A 15410-nucleotide genomic window follows, 5' to 3' on the forward strand; every position below is an offset into this window, starting at 1 on the left:
CCCCCATCCCAGCCTTCCCCCAGAGGGGGAAGGAGCGAATGCGGGTCAGTTGCCGCCGAAGCGGTCCGCGATGGATTTCTCGATACCCGCCGCATCGAGCCCGATGCCGGCCAGCAGCTTCGCCGGATCGCCATGCTCGATGAACTGGTCGGGCAAGCCCAGCTGCAGCACCGGCTTCTGCACGTTGGCAGCCTGCAGCGCCTCGAGCACCGCGCTGCCGGCGCCGCCCATGATGGCGCCCTCTTCCAGCGTCACGATGGCATCGTGCGTGCGCGCGACCTGCAGCAGCAGTTCGACGTCCAGCGGCTTGGCCCAGCGCATGTTGACCACCGTGGCGTCGAGCGACTCGGCTGCCGCGAGCGCCGGATACAGCAGCGTGCCGAAGGCGAGGACCGCGATGCGCTTGCCTTCGCGGCGGATCTCGCCCTTGCCCAGGGGCAGTGCGTCGAGCGTGAGGTGCGGCGCCACGCCAGCGCCCGAGCCGCGCGGATAGCGCACCGCCACCGGGTGGCTCTGCTCGTAGGCGCTGGACAGCAGCTGGCGGCACTCGCGCTCGTCGGCCGGGCACGCGATGCTCATGTTCGGGATGCAGCGCAGGAACGGAATGTCGTAGGCACCCGCGTGCGTGGCGCCGTCGGCACCCACGAGGCCCGCGCGGTCGAGCGCGAACACCACCGGCAGGTTCTGGATGGCCACGTCGTGGATCAGCTGGTCGTAGGCGCGCTGCAGGAAGGTCGAGTAGATGGCGACCACCGGCTTCAGCCCTTCGCAGGCCAGGCCGGCGGCGAAGGTCACGGCGTGCTGCTCGGCGATGCCGACGTCGTAGTAGCGGCCTGGGAAGCGCTTTTCGAACTCCACGAGCCCCGAGCCCTCGCGCATCGCGGGCGTGATGCCCACGAGGCGGCCGTCGGCGGCGGCCGTGTCGCACAGCCACTGGCCGAACACCTGCGTGAAGGTCTGCTTGGCCGGGGCGGTGGACTTGACCAGCCCCACCTGCGGATCGAACTTGCCGGGGCCGTGGTAGGCCACCGGGTCGGCCTCGGCCAGCTTGTAGCCCTGCCCCTTCTTGGTGACCACGTGCAGGAACTGCGGGCCTTCCAGATGCTTGAGGTTCTCGAGCGTGGGCACCAGCGAATCGAGGTCGTGGCCGTCGATGGGGCCGACATAGTTGAAGCCGAACTGCTCGAACAGCGTGGCCGGCACCACCATGCCCTTGGCATGCTGCTCCAGCCGCTTGGCCAGCTCGAACAGCGGCGGCGCGTTGCGCAGCACGCTCTTGCCCACGCTCTTGGCGGCGGCGTAGAAATTGCCGCTCATCAGCTGCGCGAGGTAGCGGTTGAGCGCGCCCACCGGCGGGCTGATCGACATGTCGTTGTCGTTCAGGATCACGAGCAGCTTGCAGTCGCACACGCCCGCGTTGTTCAGCGCCTCGAAGGCCATGCCGGCGGTGAGCGCGCCATCGCCGATGATGGCCACGGTGTGGCGGTCCTCGCCCTTTTGCTTGGCGGCCATGGCCATGCCCAGCGCGGCCGAGATGCTGGTCGACGAATGGGCCGTGCCGAAGGTGTCGTACTCGCTCTCGCTGCGCTGCGGAAAGCCCGAGATGCCGCCGATCTGCCGCAGCGTGGGCATGCGCTCGCGCCGGCCGGTGAGGATCTTGTGGGGGTAGGTCTGGTGGCCCACGTCCCACACCAGCCGGTCGTGCGGCGTGTTGAACACGTGGTGCAGCGCGACCGTCAGCTCGACCGTGCCGAGGTTCGAGCTCAGGTGGCCGCCGGTGCGCGAGACGTTGTCGAGCACGCAGGCGCGCACCTCGTCGGACAGCTGGCGCAGCTGCGCCCGGTCGTATTTGCGGATCGGCGCGGGGTCGTGGAGTGTGGGAAGCAGCGGAGCAGCCATGGGGGAGGTTTGTTCTTTTCTCTCAGCGATCGCGGTCGACCACCATGTGGGCCAGTGCGCGCAGGGCGGCGGTGTCGGCCAGGCCGCTGTTTTCCAGCGCGGCGAGCGCGTCGGCCAGCAGCTGGCGGGCCTGGGCGCGCGCCCGGTCGAGGCCGAGCAGCGATACGTAGGTGGGCTTGTCGGCCGCGGCATCCTTGCCGGCGGTCTTGCCCAGGGTTTGCGAATCGGCCGTGACGTCGAGGATGTCGTCGACCACCTGGAACGCGAGGCCGATGGCCGCGCCGTAGTCGCGCAGCGCGGCCAGCGCGGCCGGCGACACAGCGCCGCATGCGGCCCCCATCTCGACGCTGCCCTGCAGCAGCGCGCCGGTCTTCAGGCGGTGCATTTCGCGCAGCCGCGCTTCGTCGAGCGCGATGCCCACGCTGGCCAGGTCGATGGCCTGGCCGCCGGCCATGCCCTGGCTGCCCGCGGCGCGCGCGAGCAGGCGGCACAGCAGGGCCTGGGTGGCCGCGGGGATCTCATCGCCTTCAGGCGTGAGCAGCTCGAAGGCCAGTGCCTGCAGCGCGTCGCCGGCCAGCAGGGCGTCGGCCTCGCCGAACTTGACGTGCACCGTGGGTTTGCCGCGCCGCAGCACGTCGTTGTCCATGCAGGGCAGGTCGTCGTGCACCAGCGAATAGGCGTGTATCAGCTCGGTGGCGCAGGCGGCGCGCAGCGCGGCGGCCTTGTTGCCGCCGACGGCCTCGCTGGCGGCCAGCACCAGCAGGGGCCTCAGGCGCTTGCCGCCGTCGAGCACGGCATAGCGCATGGCGTCGCCCAGCAGCACGGGGGCGTCGACGCCGACCCAGCGCGAGAGCGCCGCCTCGACGTTCGCCAGATGGGGATCACACCAGCCGGCCAGGGTCTTTGCGTCCCACCGGGGGGGAGCCGTGGTCGTGGCCGCGCTCATTCGGAAGTCCAGACCTTCAGGCTGCCCGCATCGAGCACCTTGATCTGGTCTTCGACCGCCTGCAGCTTGTCGCGGCAGAAGGCGAGCAGCGCGGCGCCGCGCTGGTAGCTGACGAGCAACTGGTCGAGGGGCAGCTGGCCTGATTCGAGTTCCGCAACCAGTTTCTCCAGCTCCTGGAGCCCGGCTTCGTAACTGGCGGGCAGCGGGCCCGTATCAGGCGTTGCCGCCGGGCTGGACGAGGAAGGGGTTGGCACCTTGGGCATGCAAGCGAAACGTGGGTGAAACCGGGCATTTTAGGACTGGGACGGGAACAAGCGGCCACCGCCTGCGGGCCACCCCGGCACGGACCGAGCCAAAAGATGCCCCCCGGGTACAATGCGAACTTCTCTCGTTGGCAACGCCAGCACATTCTTCGGGCCGCCGAGCCATCCAGGCGGCGCCTTTCCGTTCTTTTTTCCTTTTTCTCCCTGTGGGGAGCTTGGTCAGGTCCTCCATGTCTGATTTAAGTCTTCAACTGCAGCAGGCCGCGAGCCAACTTCCAGTTTCCGCGTATTTCGACGAGGCGCTCTATGCCCGCGAAATGCAAAACCTTTTCGCGCGAGGGCCCCGCTATGTCGGCCATCGCCTGGCCGTGCCCGAACAGGGTGATTTCCACACCCTGCCGCAGGAGCACCAGGGCCGCGCGCTGGTCCACACGCCCAAGGGCGTGGAGCTGATCTCCAACGTCTGCCGCCACCGCCAGGCCCTGATCCTGCAGGGCCGGGGCCGGCTCGAGAGCCAGACCGGCGGCAACATCGTCTGCCCGCTGCACCGCTGGACCTACGCCGCGAGCGACCCGCGCACCACGGGCACCCTGATCGGCGCGCCGCACTTCGAGCAGGACCCCTGCCTGAACCTGCACAACTACCCGCTGACCGAATGGAACGGCCTTCTGTTCGAGAAGAACGCCGACGGCTCGGGCCCCGACGTGGCTGCCGACATGGCCGGCCTCGGCCCGCAGGCCGATCTCGATTTCTCGGGCTACGCGCTCGACCGCGTCGAGCTGCACGAGTGCAACTACAACTGGAAGACCTTCATCGAGGTCTACCTCGAGGACTACCACGTCGGCCCGTTCCACCCGGGGCTGGGCAGCTTCGTCACCTGCGACGACCTGCGCTGGGAGTTCAAGCCGCGCTATTCGGTGCAGACGGTGGGCGTGGCCAACCGACTGGGCCGCGCGGGGAGCCCGATCTACCAGAAGTGGCAGGAGCAGCTGCTCAAGTACCGCGACGGCAAACCGCCGAAGTACGGCGCCATCTGGCTCACCTACTACCCGCACGTGATGGTCGAGTGGTATCCGCACGTGCTCACCGTGTCCACGCTGCACCCGGTGAGCCCGACCAGGACGCTCAACATGGTCGAGTTCTTCTACCCCGAGGAAATCGTCGCCTTCGAGCGCGAATTCGTCGAAGCCCAGCAGGCCGCCTACATGGAAACCTGCGTGGAAGACGACGAGATCGCCGAGCGCATGGACGCGGGCCGCCGCGCGCTGATGCTGCGCGGCGACAACGAGACCGGCCCCTACCAGAGCCCCATGGAAGACGGCATGCAGCAGTTCCACGAGTGGTACAAGGCTGCGATGCAGCAGCCCTGAGCCCCTGCCGCCCACGGCCCGATGGAACCATCGGGCTTTTTTATTTCCCTCTAGTTTTCGAGACTGACTGACGATGCAAGCGCTCTGGATGGTGCTCGGCGCCTTTTTGTTCGCCACGATGAGCGTGGTCGTGAAAATCGCCTCGGAGTGGTTCAACAGCGGCGAGATGGTGCTGGGCCGGGGCCTCATCGGCATCGTGTTCCTGTGGCTTCTGGCGCGCAACCGCGGCGTCTCGCTCGCCACCCGCTACCCCGGCATGCACGCCTGGCGCAGCACCATCGGCGTGATCTCGCTCGGCGCATGGTTCTATGCCATCGCCCACCTGCCGCTGGCCACCGCCGTCACGCTCAACTACATGAGCAGCGTGTGGGTCGCGGCTTTCCTGGTCGGCGGCGCGCTGCTGGCCTGGGTGCCGGTGCCCGGGCGCGACGGCCGGGTGGAGCGCCCGCCGCTGCAGGGCACGCTGGCCATGACGGTGCTCGCGGGCTTCGCGGGCGTCGTGCTCATGCTCAAGCCCACGGTCAGCGGCAACGAAGGCTTCGCCGGCATGCTGGGCCTGCTGTCGGGCCTGACCGCCGCCTTCGCCTACATGCAGGTGGTGGCGCTGTCGCGCATCGGCGAGCCCGAGCTGCGCACGGTGTTCTATTTCGCGGTGGGCTCGGCCGTGGCCGGGGCCTTCGCCACGGCCGCCACGGGGTTTTCGGGCGGTGCCTCGTGGACATGGCAGCATGCGCTGTGGCTGCTGCCGATCGGCCTGCTCGCCGCCCTCGGACAGCTCTGCATGACCCGCGCCTACGCCACCGCCAAGACCCAGGCAGGTACGCTGGTGGTGGCCAACCTGCAGTATTCGGGCATCGTGTTCGCGGCCTTCTACGGCGTGGTGCTGTTCAACGACCGCATCGACGCCGCAGGCTGGGGCGGCATGGCTCTTATCATCGCAAGCGGCATTGCCGCCACTGTGTTGCGGCAGCGGGCGGTGCCCAAGGCACCGGCCGAAGAACATTGAACTGAAACGCATCAAGCGGGCCTGTGCAGGCCCCGGCAACGAAGGACAAACGCCATGTACACCAACCTCGTCACCGTCGAACAGCTGCGCCAACTGCAGGCCGGCGACAAGCCCTTCATGCTGTTCGACTGCAGCTTCGACCTCATGAAGCCCGAAGCCGGCGCGCAGCAGTACGCCGCCGCGCACATTCCGGGCGCGCTGTACGCCAACCTCGACACCGACCTCAGCGCGAAGCACGGCGTACCCGGCGCTCACGGCGAAGTAGTGACAGCGCAGGAAGACGGCGTGCCCGCATCCGGCGGGCGCCACCCGCTGCCGAGCCGCGAGAAGTTCGCGGCCTGGCTCTCGGGCATCGGCTTTGCCAACGACATGCAGGCCGTGGTGTACGACCGCAACGGCGCCAACTACTGCGGCCGCCTGTGGTGGATGCTCAAGTGGATGGGCCACGACGCAGTGGCCGTGCTCGACGGCGGGCTGCAGGCATGGCAGGCCGCGGGCGGCGAGGTGACCGACCGCGAGGAGCCCGCGCGCTTCCAGTCGAACTTCGTGACGGGCGAGCCCATTGCAAAGCTCGTGACCACCGACACCGTGCTGCGCCGGCTCGGCCAGCCTGACCAGAACCTGATCGACGCACGCGCCGGTGCACGTTACCGCGGAGAGGTGGAACCTCTGGACCCGATTGCCGGTCACATCCCCGGGGCCCTGAACCGGCCCTTCGCCGAGAACATCGGACCGGACGGCAAGTTCAAGCCGGCATCGCAATTGCGTGCCGAGTTCGAAACGCTGCTCGCGGGACGCGACCCGGCGACCGTCGTCCACCAATGCGGCAGTGGCGTGAGCGCCGTGCCCAACCTGCTCGCGATGCAGATCGCGGGGTTCGGGACGACCGCGCTCTATGCCGGCAGCTGGAGCGAATGGAGCAACACGCCGGGGCTGCCGACCCGGCAAGGCGCTGAACCATGAAGCACACCCGACTCCGACGCACCACCGGTCTCGCAATGGCAGCCGCGCTGTTCGCGGCCGCCCCGTTCCTTTCCGCGCAGGCACAGCAGCAGCATGCGCATGTGCACGGCCAGCTCAAGCTCGACGTGGCCGTCGACGGCCCCACGGTGGTGATCGACATGGAGTCCCCGCTGGACAACATCGTCGGCTTCGAACGCGCGCCCAAGACCGACGCCGAGAAAAAAGCCGTCGAAGACGCCGTGGCCGTGCTGCGCGCGGCCGACAAGCTCTTCGTGGTCGACCCGGCCGCCAACTGCAAGCTGGGCCCGGTCGACCTGCGCTCGGGCGCGCTGGGCCTGGGCAACCCCGACCCGGCAGAGCCCGTCGGCCATGCCGACCTCGACGCCACCTTCTCCTTCAACTGCACCAATGCGTCCGCCGCGAAGTTCATCGACGTGAACCTGTTCGGCGCGTTCAAGGGACTGCGCCAGATCGATTCGCAGATCGCCTCCGCGCAAGGCCAGTTCAAGCGCCAGCTCAAGCGCCCCGCCGGCGCTCAGGCGTCGCAGCCGGTCCGGCTGAGCTGGGGCAAGTGACGCTGTGAGCAACTTCCCGCAGGGCGAGACGACGCCATTGCGCGTCGTGCTTGCCGCAGAAGCGCTGCGCTTCTCATGGCCCGGCGTGAAGACGCCGTGCATCGACATCGAGGCCTTTCGCATCACCGCCGGCGAATCGGTGTTCCTGCACGGCCCCAGCGGCTGCGGCAAGAGCACGCTGCTGTCGCTGCTGGCCGGCGTGCTGGTGGCCGACGAAGGCCGCGTCACGCTGCTAGGCCACGACTGGTCGAAGCTCTCGGGCACCCAGCGCGACCGCAGCCGCGTGGCGCACGTGGGCTACATCTTCCAGCAGTTCAACCTGCTGCCGTACCTGAGCGTGATCGACAACGTGCTGCTGCCCTGCCGCTTCTCCGCGCGGCGCGAGGCGCAGGCCTCACGCAACGGCAGCGCCCGCGAAGAAGCCGAGCACCTGCTCGCGCAGATGGGCCTGGACCGCAACCTGTGGAAGCGGCAGGCGCTGCAGCTGTCGGTCGGGCAGCAGCAGCGCGTGGCCGCGGCGCGCGCGCTCATCGGCCAGCCTGAGGTGGTGATCGCGGACGAGCCCACCTCGGCGCTCGACGAAGACCGCCGCGAAGCCTTCCTCGACGTGCTGCTGACGGCCTGCGCGCAGAACCACAGCGCGCTGGTGTTCGTGAGCCACGACCAGCGCATCGCACAGCGTTTCGTGCGGCACGTGCTGCTGCCCGAGATCAACCGCGCAGCGAGCAGCGCGATGGCGGTGGACGCATGAAGGCGCTGTTCTCGATTGCCTGGCGCAGTGCATGGAACCGCCGCTTCACGCTCGCGCTCACGGTGTTCTCCATCGCGCTGTCGACCTTCCTGCTGCTGGGCGTGGAGCGCATCCGCACCGAGCTGCGCGAGAACTTCGCGTCCTCCGTGTCCGGCACAGACCTGATCGTGGGCGCGCGCACCGGCTCCACGCAGCTTCTGCTGTATTCGGTGTTCCGCATCGGCGCGGCCACCAACAACATCTCGTGGAAGAGCGTGCAGGCGCTGCAGGCGCACCCAGGCGTCGACTGGGTGGTGCCGCTGTCGCTGGGCGATTCGCACCGCGGCTTCGCGGTGCTGGCCACCTCGCCCGAGTACTTCACGCGCTTTCGCTACGGCGACCGGCAACTGCTGAAGATGCGCGAAGGCAAGCCCTTCAGCGAACTCTTCGACGCGGTGGTCGGCGCCGAGGTGGCCGACAAGCTCGGCTACCACGTGGGCCAGAAGATCACGCTCGCGCACGGCAGCGGCGAACTCAACGTGGCCGAGCATGCAGACAAGCCCTTCACCGTGGTGGGCGTGCTCGCGCGCACCGGCACGCCGGTCGACCGCACGGTGCACATCGGCCTGCCGGCCATGGAAGCCATCCACCTCGAATGGGTGGGCGGCGCGCCGATGCCCGGCGTGCACATTCCGGCAGAGCAGGTGCGCAAGTTCGACCTCACGCCCAAGAACGTGACGGCCGCGCTGGTGGGCCTGAAGAACCGCGCCGCCGTGTTCGGCGTGCAGCGCTGGATTTCCACCTACACCGGCGAACCGCTGATGGCCATCCTGCCCGGCGTGGCGCTCGACGAACTCTGGAGCGTGATCGGCATCGGCGAGAACGCGCTGCTGCTGATGTCGGCGCTGGTCGCGCTGGTGAGCCTCGCGGGGCTGGTGTCGGTGGTGATGGCGGGGCTCAACGAACGCCGCCGCGAACTCGCCGTGCTGCGCGCCGTGGGCGCCGGGCTGCGCCACGTGCTGGCACTGCTCGCGCTCGAGGGCGCGATGGTCACCGTGCTGGGCGTGGCCTTCGGCGTGGTGATGGCGGTGCTGGGCATTGCCCTGCTCTCGCCATGGCTGCAGGCGCAGTTCGGGCTGACACTGAGCCTTTCCGAACCTACACTGAACGAATGGCTGCTGATGGCGAGCCTGCTGGTCGCGGGCTGGCTGGCAAGCCTCTTGCCTGGCATCCGCGCCTACCGCCTCTCGCTGGCGGACGGCCTTTCCCCAAGGATATGAACATGCGCATTGCAAAGAAGACACCCACGGTCCAGCCTTTCATGCGGCTTTCAATGCTGCTTGCCGGCGCCGGCCTTGCCGCCGCGGCCTGGGCCGCAGACCCCGCACCCAAGGACACCACCGCCGCCAACCCGCTGGGCGGCAAGGCGGCAGCGGCCCCTGCGGCCGCCAAGGCCACGCCGGGCCAGCCGCGGCAGATCACCTGGGAAGAACTGGTGCCCAAGGACTGGGACCCGGCCAAGGAGTTCAAGGGCATGGACCTGAGCGCCCTCGATGACGGCGACCCGCGCGCCAACGAGCTGCTCATGAAGATGCAGGAGGTGTCGAACAACGCACCGACCAATGCCGCTATGAACGGCGTGGAAGTCAAGATCCCGGGCTTCATCGTGCCGCTCGAGGAAGCCAAGGGCGAGGTCACCGAATTCCTGCTGGTGCCCTACTTCGGCGCCTGCATCCACACACCGCCGCCGCCGGCCAACCAGATCCTGCACGTGGTGCCGCAGAAGGGTGCCAAGTTCCGCGCCATGGACACCGTGTGGGTCACCGGCAAGCTGCAGACGTTGCGCAACGACTCCATGATGGGCGTGAGCGGCTACCACGTCAGCGCGGCCAACGTGACCAAGTACACGGGCGGCGCCAAGTAGGTCTTCAGGCCGGCAGCAGCGGCCTGTGGTCCCGCGCCGACAGTGTTGACGGCGCGCCGCCGACACAGACCGTTGCATCCGAGGCGCAGGCTCTGTCATCGCCTGTTGCCGCGCGCCGTTGAAAGAGTTCCGGGCACGACACCGGCGCAAAAAGGAACTCCAGATGACAAAAAACCATCGTCCAACAGTCCCGCGGCTCCTTACGATTTCGCTGTGCATAGGGGCCATTGCCCTGGCCGGCTGCGACAACAAGACACCCGGCACGCCGGCTGCCGCCGTCGACCCTGCCGCCTCGTCGATCCCGGCGCCCTCGGTCCCGCAGAACAACGCACCCGCCGCGGTGCCGGTGGCCTACACGCCGCCCTCGGCCGACAAGCTCTATGAAATGGTCGCACCCATTGCGCTCTATCCGGACAAGCTGATCGCGCAGATCCTTGCCGGCGCCACCTACCCCGAACAGATCACCGCCGCGCACGACTGGCTTGCGCAGAACCCGAACCTCAAGGCCGGTCCGCTCGCCGACGCGGCCAACCAGCAACCCTGGGACCCGAGCGTGAAGTCGCTCACCGCTTTCCGCAGCGTGGTCAACCAGATGGCGGCCAACATTCCGTGGACCGAATCGCTGGGCAAGGCCTACTACAACGACCCGACCGACGTGATGAACGCCATCCAGGTCATGCGGCAGCGCGCGGCCAAGGCCGGCCGCCTCAAGAACAACGACAAGCTGCGCGTGGTCACCGCGGCGACCACGCCGCCGCGCAACTACGCACCCGCTGCGGATTCGCAGGCGGTGTACTACAGCGGCCCGCCCGTGATCGAGGCGCCGCCGCAGTACATCACCATCGAGCCCGTGCAGCCCGACGTTGTGTACGTGCCCGCCTATGACCCGCAAGTGATCTACGGCACGCCCCAGCCCGTGTATCCGGGCTATGCCTATGCACCGGCGGTCGAGGTGGCGCCGGGCTACAGCCAGGGGCAAGTGCTCGCGGCCGGCGCGCTGGCGTTCGGTGCGGGCGTGGTGGTCGGCGCCGCGCTGGAGCGCCACGACTGGGGCTGGCATTCGTGGAACATGAACTGGGGCGCACCGGGCTGGCGCGGCCGAGACACCGGCGCACCGCCGCCACCGGCCTACCGCCCCGCGGTGGTCTACAACAACAACACCTACGTCTCGCGCTCGACCACGGTGGTCAACAGCGTGACCAACGTGCGCAACGTCTACAACAACAACGGTGCACCGCGCGGACTGCCGGCAGGCGCCGCCGCACCCAACTTCGCTGCCGCTCCCGGCTTTGCGCCGCAGCAGCAACAGCAGATGCAGCAGCAAGCCGCGCTGGCCCAACAGCAGCAACAGCAGCAGGCACGCCAGCAGGAAGCCCTGCTGCGCCAGCAGCAGATGCAGCAACAGGGACAGCAGCGTGCGCAGCAGCAGGCCCAGCAGCTTCACGCGCAGCAATTGCAGCAACAGCAGCAGCAAGCGCGGCAGGCACAGGTCCAGCAACAGCAGCAACAAGACCAGCAGCGCCGCCAGCAACAGGCCCAGCAGGCACAACAACTGGCGCAACAGCAGGCGCAGCAACAGCACCAGCCGGCCCGCTTCGCGGGCCAGCCACCGGGCTCGCAGCAGCATGAGCAGCAACAGCGCGAACAGCAACGCCAGGAACGCCAGCAACAACAGGCGCAGCAGGCACAAGCACAGGCGCAGCAGGAACAGTCAAGGCGCCAGCAGATGCAGCAACAGCAGGCCCAGCAGCAGGCGCGTGCGCAGCAGCAGGCTCAGGCTCAGGCCCAGGCGCAGCAGCAACAACAGCAGCAGCTCCAGCACCAGCGGGAACAGCAGCAGCAGCAACAACAGGCGCAGAACCAGGCACGCCAGCAACAGCAGGCACAGATGGAGCAGATGCGCCGCCAGCAGCAGCAAGCTCAGCAACAGGCAGCCCATCAACAGCAGCAACAGGCAATGCAGATGCAGCAGCAACGCCAGCAGCAGCAAATGCAACAACAGCAGCAGCACATGCAGCAGGAGCAGGCGCGTCAGGCCCAGATGCGGCAGCAGCAACAACAGGCGCAGCAACAGCAGCAGCACGCCCAGCAACAGGCGCAACAGCAACAACAGCGCGTGGCCGCGGCCGCGGCCGCCCATCGCCCACCCCGCCCCGGCGAGCCGGGACAGCCGCCGCAGCATCCTTGATGATTCCCTGATAAACGAAGAGCCGGCTGCTTGCGCAGGCCGGCTCTTTTTTCATCAAGGCTCGATCAGTTCTTGCCGATCTCGGTCAGCAGCCGCGTGACGAGGTAGATGCGCGGCACGATCGAATCGACTTCGATGTATTCGTCGCGTGCGTGATAGCCGAAGCCCGCGAGGCCGAAGCTCTCCACCACCGTGGCCTTGCCCGAGCGCCCTGCGTAGCCGGCGTCTGTGCCGCCGCCGGTCATGGGCGTGAGCGCGAGGTCGCGGTCGATTTCCCTGTAGATGGCATGCGCCTTCTCGGCCAGCGCGCGGCCCTTCTCGCCCGCAATGAAGGCCGGGCGGCCCACTTCCACCTTCACGGTGGTCTCGGTGTCGGGAATCAGCTTGCCGGCCGCAACCTTGGCCTGCAGCGCTTCGTTGAGCTTCTTCTCCGCGCCGGGCTGCATGATGCGCACGTCGCCCTGTGCCTGCGCCTTCTCGGTGATCTGGTTGAGCGGGCCGGTGGCGCGCGCCACGGTCCAGTTGAGCGTCACGCCGGGGATGTCCTTGGCGAGGTCCTTGGTCTGCAGCATCTGGTACGACAGCTCGTACAGCGCATTGCGGCCCAGCTCCGGCGCGGCGCCGGCATGCGCCGCGCGGCCCTTCACCTCGAGCGTGGCGGTGGCGATGCCGGCCGCGCCAAGCAGCAGCGATTCGCCCTTGGCCACCGACTTGGCCGCCGTCGGCTCGAACGACAGCACCGTGTCGTGCTGGTCGGCCAGGGTCGCGATCAGTTCGCCGGAGCCGACCGAGCCCACTTCCTCGTCGGGGTTCATCACCACGGTGAGCGTGTCGTAGTCGCGCCAGCCGGCGTCGGCCAGGATCTTCAGCGAGGCCATGATGACCGCGAGGCCGCCCTTGTCGTCCGCGATGCCGGGGCCGTAGATGCGGTTGCCGTCGACCTTGTAGGGCTGGCCGTTCAGGATGCCGGCCGGGTACACCGTGTCCATGTGGCCCTGCAGCATGATCTTGCGCTTGCCCGTGCCCTTGAGCGTGGCGATCACGATGTCGGCGCCCGCGCCGGCCGTCGCCTTGCGTCGCTCGGTCTTGAAGCCGGCAGCCTTCAGGCGCCCTTCCACCACGTCGGCCATCTTGAGCAGCCCGTCGACGTTGAGGCTGCCCGATTCGATCAGCACCATTTCCTTGAGGTTGTCGATCACTGCCGGCTGCGCCTTCTCGGCGGCGGCCAGCAGCCTGGCGTCGGGTGCGGCGTGGGCGGCAACCATGGCGCCGAATGCAAGGCCGCAGGCAGCGGCAATGGAGCGGAGGACGAAGAAGGAAGAGTGCTGGGTCATGTGTGTTGTCGACTCTGGTTGATGAGCGGCGCACAGCATATCGGCCGCTTCGCCGGCGGCCAGCAAATCGGCGACACCCGCTGCCGCCTGCCGCCTGCCGGCTCTCAGCCCTTGCCGCGGGCCGCCTGCTTCTTCGCGGTTTGCCCGGCCTTCGCCTTGGCGATGCGCGGCGGCTTCAGCGCAGGAGCCTCGCGTGCCGACTGCATGTGCCCGCTCTCGCCGATCGTCATGCCGACGATGCGCGCGAGCTGCCGGCTCACGCTCACGTAGGCGTGGCCCAGGCGGCTGTCGAAGTACAGCGAGTCGCCGCGCGACAGGCGCACCACCTCGCCGTTGTCGAAGTGCACGTCGATCTCGCCCGACAGCACATAGGCGAATTCCTCGCCCGCATGTCGCACGAAATCTTCGGGCCCGTTGATGCGGCGCGCGTGCACCGTGCCGACGATGGGGCTCATCTGCTTGCCTGCCGCCGTGGTGCCCAGGAACTCGTAGGCAATCGCAAGCCCCCGGTAAACCACGCCCTTGCCCGCGCGCGTGACCACCGGGCCGTCGAGCTGCGCGGGCTTGACGCCGGCGCCCGCGAACATCGCGTTCATGTCCATCTCGAGCGCGCGGCCCAGCGCGGTGAAGTTCTCGTAGCCCAGCGCGAGCTGGCCGCGCTCCGCGCGCGAAATGGTGGTGATCGACACGCCCGAGCGCTCGGCAAGCTGCGCCAGCGTCCAGCCGAAACGCTTGCGCGCGCTGCGCAGGCGATGACCGAAAGTGGTGCGGTCCAGCGTGGGCGGCTCGTCCTTCGGCCTGGTCGCCGGCTTGGTCCCTGTGTGTGGATTCACGCTTGGCTTTCTCTTGTGATGCAGGGAGATTCTGCCAGCCCGGTGCCGCCCCATCCATGCGGGGCGGCGCTCGCCGGGCCCGGAAGTTGCGTATCCGCAAATTGCGTGAACGCAAATTTCACCACGACGGTGCACCATGGTTTCCCCTTGGTCGGCCTTTTTTAATTTGCGTATCCGCAAATTTGTTCCTACACTTTTCGCCGATGACTTCCAATACACCAGCGCCCCTCGTGGCCGACTACCTTGTGATTGGCGGCGGCATTGCCGGGGCTTCGGTGGCCCACTGGCTCGCGCCGCACGCCCGCGTGATCCTCCTGGAGCGGGAGTCCCAGCCGGGCTACCACTCCACCGGCCGCTCGGCCGCGCTCTTCATGGAAAGCTACGGCACGGCGCAGGTGCGCGCCCTCACCATGGCCAGCCGAGCCTTCCTCGAGCATCCGCCCGAAGGTTTCTCGGAGCACCCGTTGCTCACGCCGCGCGGCGCCATGATGGTCGCGGGCGCAGAGCACATGGCCGAGCTCGAAGCCCATTGGGAAGTGCTGCGCGCCATGGACACCGGCGCCTCGCGCCTGACCGGCGAGCAGGCCCGCGAACTGGTGCCCGCGCTGCGGCCCGAGCAGGTGCAGGGCGCGGTGTACGAGCCCGACGCGGCCGACATGGACGTGCACGCCATCCACCAGGGCTACCTGCGCGGCATGCGGCAGGCCGGCGGCAAGCTGGTGTGCGATGCGGGCGTGACGGCCATCGAGCGCACCGGCGACGTCTGGCGCATCACGGCCGGCGGCAACGTGTACGAAGCCCCCGTGGTGCTCAACGCGGCCGGCGCATGGGTCGACACCATCGCGCGCCTGGCCGGCGTGCCGCCGCTGGGCATCGAGCCGCGCCGGCGCTCTGCCTTCATCTTCGCGCCGCCCGAGGGCGAGAACGTGGCCCACTGGCCGATGGTGTTCGGCGCCGACGAGAGCTGGTACATCAAGCCCGACGCCGGCATGCTGCTGGGCTCGCCGGCCAACGCCGACCCCGTCGAGCCGCAGGACGTGCAGCCCGAAGAGCTGGACATCGCCTACGCCATCCACCACATCGAGGAAGCCACCACGCTCAGCATCCGCCGGCCCACGCGCACCTGGGCGGGCCTGCGCTCCTTCGTGGCCGACGGCGACCTGGTGGGCGGCTTCGAGCCCGCCGCGCCCGGCTTCTTCTGGGTGGCCGCGCAGGGCGGCTACGGCATCCAGACCTCCGCCGCCATGGGCGAGGCCTGCGCCGCGCTGGCGCGCGGCCTGCCGCTGCCGCAGCGCATCGCGGACTTCGGGCTCACGGCCGAGATGCTGGGCCCGCAGCGGCTGCGCACCGCCGCCGCGGCTGCCTGAACAGAAAAACCC

At 68.6% G+C, this 15410-nt stretch carries 14 protein-coding genes; 9 read left to right on the plus strand and 5 right to left on the minus strand.

All coding sequences use genetic code 11. The annotated features are described in order from the left end of the window. Positions 1 to 45: 45 nt before the first annotated feature. Genes dxs through xseB form a run of 3 tightly spaced genes read right to left on the minus strand, consistent with a single transcriptional unit; the run spans position 46 to position 3108 of the window. Entirely contained in the window at positions 46 to 1899 is a 1854-nt protein-coding gene (gene dxs / locus AC1RVW_RS23920; RefSeq protein WP_493202935.1) for a 1-deoxy-D-xylulose-5-phosphate synthase, read from the minus strand. A 22-nt stretch (positions 1900 to 1921) separates the two neighbouring features. Continuing rightward, positions 1922 to 2845, minus strand: coding sequence for a polyprenyl synthetase family protein (locus AC1RVW_RS23925; RefSeq protein ID WP_493202937.1), 924 nt, complete (start codon positions 2843 to 2845; stop codon positions 1922 to 1924). After that, positions 2842 to 3108, minus strand: a complete 267-nt coding sequence (gene xseB, locus AC1RVW_RS23930; protein WP_081266851.1) for an exodeoxyribonuclease VII small subunit — start codon at positions 3106 to 3108, stop codon at positions 2842 to 2844. Before xseB ends, AC1RVW_RS23925 begins: the two co-directional genes overlap by 4 nt. Before the next feature lie 230 nt (positions 3109 to 3338). On the opposite strand from xseB, the gene AC1RVW_RS23935 reads away from it, so the two are divergent. From AC1RVW_RS23935 to AC1RVW_RS23970, 8 genes are all read left to right on the plus strand, one after another. Then, positions 3339 to 4478, plus strand: a complete 1140-nt coding sequence (locus AC1RVW_RS23935) for an aromatic ring-hydroxylating oxygenase subunit alpha (RefSeq protein WP_081266852.1) — start codon at positions 3339 to 3341, stop codon at positions 4476 to 4478. A gap of 73 nt (positions 4479 to 4551) precedes the next feature. Further along, positions 4552 to 5484 (plus strand): DMT family transporter, encoded by a 933-nt coding sequence (locus AC1RVW_RS23940; RefSeq protein ID WP_234382721.1) that lies wholly within the window; start codon positions 4552 to 4554, stop codon positions 5482 to 5484. A 54-nt stretch (positions 5485 to 5538) separates the two neighbouring features. Continuing rightward, positions 5539 to 6447 carry a sulfurtransferase gene (locus AC1RVW_RS23945; protein WP_493202940.1) on the plus strand — a complete coding sequence of 303 codons (909 nt, stop codon included), beginning with the start codon at positions 5539 to 5541 and terminating at the stop codon, positions 6445 to 6447. Then, complete coding sequence (locus AC1RVW_RS23950) at positions 6444 to 7022, plus strand: DUF2796 domain-containing protein (RefSeq protein ID WP_285412000.1); 579 nt, start codon at positions 6444 to 6446, stop codon at positions 7020 to 7022. Before AC1RVW_RS23945 ends, AC1RVW_RS23950 begins: the two co-directional genes overlap by 4 nt. Before the next feature lie 4 nt (positions 7023 to 7026). Further along, complete coding sequence (locus tag AC1RVW_RS23955) at positions 7027 to 7773, plus strand: ABC transporter ATP-binding protein (RefSeq protein ID WP_285412001.1); 747 nt, start codon at positions 7027 to 7029, stop codon at positions 7771 to 7773. Further along, positions 7770 to 9032: an ABC transporter permease gene (locus AC1RVW_RS23960; protein ID WP_081266856.1), complete on the plus strand. Its 1263-nt coding sequence runs from the start codon at positions 7770 to 7772 to the stop codon at positions 9030 to 9032. Before AC1RVW_RS23955 ends, AC1RVW_RS23960 begins: the two co-directional genes overlap by 4 nt. A gap of 2 nt (positions 9033 to 9034) precedes the next feature. Beyond that, positions 9035 to 9676, plus strand: coding sequence for a DUF3299 domain-containing protein (locus AC1RVW_RS23965; protein ID WP_081266943.1), 642 nt, complete (start codon positions 9035 to 9037; stop codon positions 9674 to 9676). A 163-nt stretch (positions 9677 to 9839) separates the two neighbouring features. Further along, entirely contained in the window at positions 9840 to 11864 is a 2025-nt protein-coding gene (locus tag AC1RVW_RS23970) for a DUF3300 domain-containing protein (RefSeq protein ID WP_493202944.1), read from the plus strand. A 65-nt stretch (positions 11865 to 11929) separates the two neighbouring features. On the opposite strand, the gene AC1RVW_RS23975 is transcribed toward AC1RVW_RS23970, so the two are convergent. Next, the gene (locus tag AC1RVW_RS23975) at positions 11930 to 13198 is read right to left on the minus strand and encodes a M20/M25/M40 family metallo-hydrolase (protein WP_493202946.1); all 1269 of its coding nucleotides are present in this window, start codon (positions 13196 to 13198) and stop codon (positions 11930 to 11932) included. 104 nt (positions 13199 to 13302) lie between these two features. Beyond that, positions 13303 to 14031, minus strand: a complete 729-nt coding sequence (locus tag AC1RVW_RS23980; RefSeq protein ID WP_493202948.1) for a helix-turn-helix domain-containing protein — start codon at positions 14029 to 14031, stop codon at positions 13303 to 13305. Positions 14032 to 14234: 203 nt separating this feature from the next. Between AC1RVW_RS23980 and AC1RVW_RS23985 the strand changes: the two genes are divergently transcribed. Further along, entirely contained in the window at positions 14235 to 15398 is a 1164-nt protein-coding gene (locus AC1RVW_RS23985; RefSeq protein WP_493202950.1) for an NAD(P)/FAD-dependent oxidoreductase, read from the plus strand. Positions 15399 to 15410: the final 12 nt, after the last annotated feature.

It is taken from the genome of Variovorax sp. MPBD4-3 (assembly GCF_058809745.1).